Raw genomic sequence first — 8,155 nt, 5'->3', positions numbered from 1 at the left:
CCGAGGTCGGAGCCGCCGATGCCGATGTTGACGACGTGCGTGACCTTCTTGCCGGTCACACCGACCCACTCCCCCGACCGCACGCGGTTGGCGAAGGCATCCATCGCGTCGAGAACCGCGTGCACGTCGGTATCGACATCCTGACCATCGACGACGAGCGCGGGGGTCTCACCTGCCGGGCGGCGCAGCGCCGTGTGCAGCACCGCGCGGTCCTCAGAGGTGTTCAGGTGCACGCCGGCAAGCATCTGGGCGAACCGCTCGGCAACGCCGGTCTGCTCGGCCAGCCGCACGAGCGAGGCGAGGATCTCATCGGTGACGAGGTTCTTCGACAGGTCGACGTGCAGGTCGGCGAGAGGGTGGCTCAGGCGTTCGACGCGACCGGGGTCGGTGTCGAACCAGGCGCGCAGATCCGGGGCGAATCCGGATGCGGCATCGGTGAGGGCGGACCAGGCGGGCGTGGTTGTCGGATCGACGGGTGCGTTCACCGTTCACACGCTACCGAACAGAGCCGCCGGAGTCAGGAGCGCCAGCCGTGACAGATAGCTCCTCGCCACGCATCCGTCACCCGATCGCGTCCAGGAATCCGTTCGTGTACGACAGCGATGAGGTGCCACTGGCCACCGAGTTGCAGGTGATCGAGACCCACGGGGTCGGCGGCGAACAGGGCACGTCGCGATCGAGGGACCAGAAGTGGATGCCGGCAAGCCCTTGGGACTGTGCATACGCGGCGACGGTCTGCACATCGGCGAGTGTGAAGATCTCATCGCGCACGTCGTTCATGCCGATCATCGGCGTGAGCTCGATCTTGTCTGTCGGAACTCCAAACGAGTGCTGCAGGTTCGTCGCCGCCTGGATCGCCGAGGCGCCCATGTCACATATCCCGCCGCTGACCACACACACCCCCGGCCCCGCGGCGCCGTAGTCCATCACCATCAGGTTCACGGTGTAATTGCGAAGGTTCGAAGCCTGAATTGCCCGGACTGTTGTCGCGCCCGTCGCGTTCAATCCGCCGTAGCTGCCATCGCTTGCCGCGAGAGTCGCGAGCGTGAACGAGAACCGCAACTGCGGATAGCTGTCCTGAACGCCGGCCGCGGCCGCGACAAGATCGCGGATGTCGGACGCCGACTGCCCGGACTCGATGTCGAAGTCGACACCGATGAGATGATCGGATGCGTACCGCTCGATGAACGAGGTCATCCCAGCGGCCGATGAACAGTGGAACGCCCCCGCCGCTCCGCCCGTGGAGACGACGTAGTCGATGCCAGCCGCTGCCAGAGCGGGAATGTTCGCATCGGCGAAAGCCTGGGCAGCAACGCCGCCCCAGTTCTCGCTTCCGCAGGTTCCGGTCGCGAAAGCCAGCGTGACGGCATCCAGGTCGGTCGCGTCGCTGCCCAGCAGCCCGCTCGCACCGACGAGCGGCTGGGAGGAGCCACCCACAGCCGTTCCCATTGCCGAGGTGTTCCAGTTCATGCCGACCGTGACGTCCTTGTAGGGACTGAAAACGAAGTCGGGTGCGACGCCGGGCGTACCGGTCGGTGTCGGTGTGGGCGACGGAGTAGAGGTCGGTGTCGGGCTCGGCGGGGCGGTCGGTGTTGCGGTCGGCGTCGGCGAGGCGCTCGGGGTGCCGCACGGACCCTGCGCGGTCCAGGGCTGGCCAGTCCCGCTGACGCCGTTGTGGGTCGCCGGATCATCGCCGCGCGACCACCAGTTTGCTCGGTACAGGATGCCGCCTTGAGTGGCAGTATTGCCGGCGACGTAGGTCGATCCCGCGCTCCAGGCCGCAACGGCGCACGCACCCGTCGGCGTCGGCGAAGCTGTCGGTGCGGATGTCGGCGTGGGCGCGGGAGTGGCCGCACCGCACGCACCGATCGAGGTCCACGGCTGGCCGGTACCGGTCACGCCGTTGTTCGTGACGGGATCGTCGCCTCTGGTCCACCAGTTAGCCCTGTACTGGGTGCCGTCCTTGCTGGCCGTGTCTCCCCCGACGTACGTCTCTCCCGACGACCACGCCGGAGCACAGGAGGCGGCATCCGATCGCGCTGCAGGCACGATGGACAGCAGCATGCCAGCAAGGAGCCCCAGTAGGGCGAGAACGGCAAGGCCAGGACGGGCGAAGCGAACGATCATGGTGTCCTCTCGGGTGCAGACGCTGATTCGGGGTGGGCGTCGCGAGCCACACGCTAGCGATGACGCAGTGTCGTCACCTCGATGACACGGTGAGAAAGTCCTCATGTTTCGGGGCGGTGCCAGGATGGAGTCATGACCCGCATCGGAACCCGCGACCTCGACGTCTTCCCGCTCTGCCTCGGTGGCAATGTGTTCGGCTGGACCGCCGACCGAGACGAGAGCTTCGCGATTCTCGACGCGTTCACCGAGGGCGGCGGCGACTTCGTAGACACAGCCGATGGATACAGCGCGTGGGCTCCGGGTAACACCGGAGGCGACAGCGAGAGAATCATCGGAGCCTGGCTCGCTGCCCGTCCGTCCGCAGAGCTGACCATCGCAACCAAGGTCAGCCGTCACCCCGACTTCCCGGGCCTGAAGAACATCCGCGGCGCCGCCGAAGCGTCGCTGCAGCGTCTGGGCGTCGAGACCATCGACCTGTACTACGCACACTATGACGACCCCGAGGTTCCACTGGCCGAAGCAGTGTCAGCTTTCGGAAAACTCGTCGACGATGGCCTTGTCCGCACGATCGGCCTGTCGAACTTCACGCCTGATCGCATGCGCGAATGGATGCTGACCGCCGCCGATCTGGGCGTTGCTCAGCCTGTCGCGCTGCAGCCTCACTACAACCTCGTGCACCGCAACGAGGTCGAGGGCGAGATCGCCCCGATCGCTGAGGAGTTCGACCTCGGCATCCTGCCGTACTACGCCCTCGCCAGCGGGTTCTTGACCGGCAAGTACCGGTCACCGGATGCCGACGGTGGCGCATCGCCGCGGGCCAAGGGTGCAGCGAAATATGCGACCGCGCAGGGACTTCAGGTGCTGCAGGTCGTGGAGCGGATCGCCGCGTCCCACGCGAGCACGATGGCCGCGGTGTCGCTGGCCTGGTTGCGCGAGCAGCCGCACGTTGTCGCTCCGATCGCCAGCGCGTCGCGCGTCGAGCACGTCGCGGATCTGCTGGCGAGCGCGACGCTGGAGCTCACCCACGATGAGCTCGAAGAGCTGAGCGTCGTCTCGGAGTGGACGCCGAGCGACATCTGAGGCGCTCCGGCGCCGCTCTTCTGCTGACCCTGCGTCAAGCGCGAGGGGTCGCAACACGCCGTATCACGCTGTGCGTGTGCGGCGTGTCGGACCCCTCGTGTCAGACCTGATCCCTGAGCAGGCGCCCCGGCGCTTACTGCGCGGCAGGACGCTGGCCGGCGCCGCGACCACGCGAGCCGCGGCGACGTCGGGCGGGCGCACCGTCGGCCCGCTGCGGGTTGCGCTCCGCCGCGGACCCCTGGTCGGCAGCGTGACGCGGATTGTGGGCGTGGGTGGGCTTGGCCGTGTGTCCGGGCTTCGCGGAGCGTCCCGGCTGAGCGCCACGACCCGAGCCGCTGCGCTGTCCGCCGCCGGAGCGCTGTCCACCGCCGCCAGAGCGCTGGACAGCGCCGCCCGACCCACCAGAGCGGGCACGAGGCGTCGACGCGGCGGGGGCGGTCACAGGCAGCATCCGGTGAGCGGCGCGCGGTCCGACCAGTTCGTCGACGGCTGCCGACGATGCCTTCACCGACTCGGCGTCGACCTGGATACCCGCCTTCTTGAGCAGCTGGGCGATCTCGCGGCGCTGAGCCTCGAGGCCGACCGTGACGACGGTCCCCTCGGCACCCGCGCGTGCCGTGCGACCCGACCGGTGCAGGTACGCCTTGTGCTCGACGGGAGGATCCACGTGGACGACGAGCTCGACCTGGTCGACGTGCACGCCGCGGGCTGCGACGTCCGTCGCTACCAGCACCCGGACGCCGTCGTTCTCGGGAGACGCGGAGAACGCGGCGAGGTTCCGGTCCCGCGCGTTCTGCGAGAGGTTTCCGTGCAGGTCGACGGCGGGGATGCCTGCCGCGGTGAGCTGTTTGGCCAGCTTCTTGGCCTGGTGCTTGGTGCGCGTGAACAGGATGCGACGTCCCTGACCCGAGGCGAGCTCGCGGATGAGCGCGGTCTTCTCTTCAGTTCCGGGGATCAAGAACACGCGGTGGGTCATCTCCCCCGCGGGGACGCTCGACTCGTCGACCTCGTGGCTCACCGGCGAGGACAAGAACCGGCGAGCGAGCACATCGATGCCGCCGTCGAGAGTCGCGCTGAACAGGAGGCGCTGACCGTCGGCCGGCGTCGCGGCGAGGATCCGCGTGACGCCCGGGAGGAAGCCGAGGTCGGCCATGTGGTCTGCCTCGTCGAGCACGCTGACTTCGACGCGGTCAAGGCGCACGATCTGCTGCTTCATCAGGTCTTCGAGGCGCCCGGGGCACGCTACGACGATGTCGACGCCCGCGCGCAGCGCCTGCTCCTGCGGGCGCTGGCTGACGCCGCCGAAGATCGTCGTGACCCGCAGGCCCACGGCGTTTGCCAGCGGCTCGATGGTCGCGGCGATCTGTGTTGCGAGCTCCCGCGTGGGGGCCAGCACCAGACCCCGCGGACGCCCGGAGGTTAGCGGGGTCGCGGACGCCGCGATGCGCGCCACCAGCGGCAGCGCGAACGCGATCGTCTTACCGCTGCCGGTGCGGCCGCGGCCGAGCACGTCCCGCCCGGCGAGAGAGTCGGGAAGCGTGTCCCGCTGGATGGGGAAGGCCTCGGTCTTGCCCGAGGAGCTGAGAATGTCGGCGAGCACTGCGGGCACGCCGAGGTCGAGGAAAGTCGTCATGGAGGTGCTTTCGTGATTGTCCGCGCACAGCTGCACGACCCGCACGAAGCAGGGAAGGGCTGTGGTGAGCGGAGGAGTGGCGACGGCGCGGGTTCGCGCATCGTTTCGCCGTTCGAGAAGAGAGCCGGACCGTCAGGCCGGGATGCGTATCGACGACGCCGGCAGAGATCGAGAACGACATCCGCCGTGAACGACCCTACCAGTGATACCTGGGCGCTGCGGTCGGGCCGCGCCCCCGCACCCCGGGGCCGGAAGGCTCAGACCCTCCGGTACTCCGAGACCATGGGGCAGTCGAACGGGCCGCGGGCTGCCAGTCCCACACGGTTGAGGTAGTCGATGACGATCGCGTACGAACGCCAGAGCGAGGTCTCGGTATAGGGCACGTCGTGGGTCTCGCAATAGTCGCGCACGACCTCGCGAGCTTGTGCCAGGTGCAGGCGCGACATGCTCGGGAACAGGTGGTGTTCGACCTGGTAGTTCAGGCCACCCATGAGCCAGGTAGCCCACCATCCGCCGGCGACATTGCGTGAGGTTCGCACCTGCTTCGAGAAGAAGTCGAGCTTCGCGTCGGGCGCGATGATCGGCATCCCCTTGTGGTTCGGTGCGAACGAGGCACCCATGTACACACCGAACACGGCGACCATCACACCGAAGAAGGCGAAGGCCATGCCCAGCGGCAGGAGCAGGAAGATCGGCACCAGCACGACGCCAAAACGCAAGCTCAGGATGCCGAGCTCGGTCCACCGGCCCTTGACCGGCCCCCGTGAGAGCAGGTGACGGAAGCTCAGCGCGTAGAGATTCAGCCCCTCCAGCGTCAGGAGCGGAAAGAACAGCCACCCCTGCTTGCGCGTGACCACGCGCACGAGACCGCGGGATGCTGCGGCGTCAGTCTCGAGGAAGGAGATCGTGTCGACCTCGATGTCGGGGTCCTTGCCGACACGGTTCGGGTTGGCGTGGTGGCGCGAGTGCTTGGAGTCCCACCACGAGTAGCTCATGCCGACGATGCCGCCGAGCACTCGAGCGAGCCGGTCGTTGGCGGGCCCGCTGGAGAGGATCTGGCGGTGCGCTGCCTCGTGGGCGAGGAACGCGACCTGAGTGAACAGGATGCCGAACGCGGCAGCCATCAGAAGCTGAAGCCAGCTGTCGCCCAGAACGATGAATCCGGTGATCGCGCCGCCGAAGCCCGCGGCGATCGCGGCGCCAACTGCCGCATAGAACCACGGCGTGCGCCGGAGCAAGCCGAGTTCACGGACCACCTGCGACACCTGCGTGTAGGCACGGGCCACCGGCGGGAACTCAGCGGTCCCAGAGTAGGTCTGGCGAACCGGCCCGAGTCGGGCCGACTCGTCCACGGGGGGACGGGAAGATACAGAGGATGACGGCACAACGGCACCTGACTTCGCTCGTGCGCCGCACATCGTGCGCGCCGCGGGATGGATGCCAAGGGCAGTTGCCGTTCGCTGTACCCACACTACGGAGAGCGATATGTCGGCATCCGAATACTCGCTTGTTCACACGACATCGTCAGCCTCGAGGCGCTCGGGACAGCATGGGTGGCCGTTCACCACGCACGGGCGCCGGAGAAATGCCCGGCGTAGGACGATCCCGCGCAGATTCTCCCTACCTCCGAGAGAGTTCCTACGTCCGGGAGGTGTCCTCAGACGGATGCTTCGGCGAGACGGATGCTCCGCGGAAACGGATGCTCCGCGGAGACGGATGCTCCGCGGAAACGACGAACGCGCCGACTCCGACATCGGAGCGGCGCGTTCGAGGGGATTGTGTCAGAGTGCGCGGATGTTCGCAGCCTGCAGACCCTTGGGGCCCTGCTCGGTGTCGAACTCGACCTTCTGCGCTTCCTCCAGGCTGCGGTAGCCGCTGCCGGCGATCGCGCTGAAGTGCGCGAACACGTCGGCGGAACCGTCATCGGGAGCGATGAAACCGAATCCCTTCTCGGAGTTGAACCATTTGACGGTGCCGGTGGCCATATCGTCTTTTCCTTCGTAAACCTCCGGATCGCAGTGCGCGACCCGCACGTCGGTGGCCGACGCGGGACTCACACTACGGCACCGGACGCCGACGGCATAAGGATGTTGTGATCTCGTGACGAAGTGTTCCGCGATCAGTTACGGTCGGCCACCGCCCCAGCCGGCCGCATGACGCCGGCGTGGCGGGAGCACAGGGCGGATGCGGCATCCGTGCATTCCTCGCAGTGCGCGACGCGCACCCGGCAGTCCCCCTCGGCACAATTGACCATGCGCGAGGTCGCCGCACCGCACGTGACGCATGCCCCGATCGTCGCGGCGTCGGTCCCGAAAGTGATCGACTCACGCCCGTCGAAGACGTAGAGCGCACCCTCCCACAGCCCGGTGTTGCCGAAGCTCTCGCCGTACCGGACAATTCCGCCATCCATCTGGTACACCTCCGAGAACCCGCGCGAGACCATGAGGCTGGAGAGCACCTCACAGCGGATGCCGCCCGTGCAGTACGTGACGACGGGCTTGTTCTTGAGGTGGTCGTATCGGCCCGACTCCAGTTCCGCGACGAAATCGCGCGTCGTGGCGACATCCGGCACGACGGCGTTCTTGAAACGCCCGATCTCGGCTTCGAAGGCGTTGCGGCCGTCGAAGAAGACGACGTCATCGCCGCGCTCCTGGACGAGCTTGTGCACGGCACCAGGCGACAGGTGGGTGCCGCCGCCGACGACACCGGTCGGGTCCACACGCAGCTCGCCGGGGGCGCCGAAACTCACGATCTCATCGCGCACTTTCACCGACAGGCGCGGGAAGTCGACGATCCGCCCGTCGGAGTCGAGGCCGCTTCCCTCCGACCACTTGAAGTCGATGTCACCGAAGCCGGGGTACTCGCGCGTCTTGCGCCAGTAGGTCTTCATCGCGCCGAGCTCGCCGCCGACAGTGGCGTTGATCCCGTCCTTCGAGATCAGGATGCGGCCGCGCAGCCCGAGAAGCTCGCACAGGTCACGCTGCCACAGCCGGACCGCGTTCGGGTCGGTGATCGGCGTGAACCGGTAGTAGAGCAGGATCTTCGACAGTGCCACCGCACAAGGTTAGCTCGGCGACCCGGCCCACCCGGGCACACTGGAGGCATGAGCGCAGACCCCGAACCGAACCGCCCCTCCCCCGCACTGCCGGCTCCGCGCACGGTCGCGATCGCCCTTGTCGTCGACATCGCGTTCGTCGTCATCTTCGCCGCGATCGGGCGGGCGAGTCACGGCGAAGAGGTCGTCGGTCCCGACGGACTCGGCCTGGCACAGACGACCTGGCCCTTCCTTGTCGCTCTTCTGGTCGGATGGCTCAC

Annotated in this window: 7 protein-coding genes and 1 pseudogene; 2 read left to right on the top strand and 6 right to left on the bottom strand. The window is 67.6% G+C overall.

The window, feature by feature from the left end:
* Together B3587_RS15790 and B3587_RS15785 are read right to left on the bottom strand one after the other, a co-directional pair.
* Positions 1-485, bottom strand: a pseudogene (locus B3587_RS15790) (glucose-6-phosphate isomerase); the annotation flags it as partial.
* 76 nt (positions 486-561) lie between these two features.
* Entirely contained in the window at positions 562-2,127 is a 1,566-nt protein-coding gene (locus tag B3587_RS15785; protein WP_292730450.1) for a carbohydrate-binding protein, read from the bottom strand.
* 132 nt (positions 2,128-2,259) lie between these two features.
* Between B3587_RS15785 and B3587_RS15780 the strand changes: the two genes are divergently transcribed.
* Positions 2,260-3,207: an aldo/keto reductase gene (locus tag B3587_RS15780; RefSeq protein ID WP_292730447.1), complete on the top strand. Its 948-nt coding sequence runs from the start codon at positions 2,260-2,262 to the stop codon at positions 3,205-3,207.
* A 133-nt stretch (positions 3,208-3,340) separates the two neighbouring features.
* Here B3587_RS15780 and B3587_RS15775 read toward each other — a convergent pair whose 3' ends face one another.
* From B3587_RS15775 to B3587_RS15760, 4 genes are all read right to left on the bottom strand, one after another.
* Complete coding sequence (locus tag B3587_RS15775) at positions 3,341-4,840, bottom strand: DEAD/DEAH box helicase (protein WP_292730444.1); 1,500 nt, start codon at positions 4,838-4,840, stop codon at positions 3,341-3,343.
* A 257-nt stretch (positions 4,841-5,097) separates the two neighbouring features.
* Positions 5,098-6,192 carry a fatty acid desaturase family protein gene (locus B3587_RS15770; protein ID WP_292730441.1) on the bottom strand — a complete coding sequence of 365 codons (1,095 nt, stop codon included), beginning with the start codon at positions 6,190-6,192 and terminating at the stop codon, positions 5,098-5,100.
* A gap of 429 nt (positions 6,193-6,621) precedes the next feature.
* Positions 6,622-6,825 carry a cold-shock protein gene (locus B3587_RS15765; RefSeq protein WP_228178646.1) on the bottom strand — a complete coding sequence of 68 codons (204 nt, stop codon included), beginning with the start codon at positions 6,823-6,825 and terminating at the stop codon, positions 6,622-6,624.
* 134 nt (positions 6,826-6,959) lie between these two features.
* On the bottom strand, positions 6,960-7,895 hold the full coding sequence (locus B3587_RS15760) for a rhodanese-related sulfurtransferase (protein WP_292730437.1): 936 nt from the start codon (positions 7,893-7,895) through the stop codon (positions 6,960-6,962).
* 48 nt (positions 7,896-7,943) lie between these two features.
* Between B3587_RS15760 and B3587_RS15755 the strand changes: the two genes are divergently transcribed.
* A partial coding sequence (locus B3587_RS15755) for a DUF3054 domain-containing protein (RefSeq protein ID WP_292730435.1) occupies positions 7,944-8,155 on the top strand: 212 nt, incomplete at its 3' end.

Source organism: Microbacterium sp. UBA837 (assembly GCF_002296025.1).
Lineage (GTDB): Bacteria > Actinomycetota > Actinomycetes > Actinomycetales > Microbacteriaceae > Microbacterium.
The sequence above is the reverse complement of the archived record's forward strand: the minus strand, read 5'-3'. Positions and strand labels throughout refer to the sequence as shown.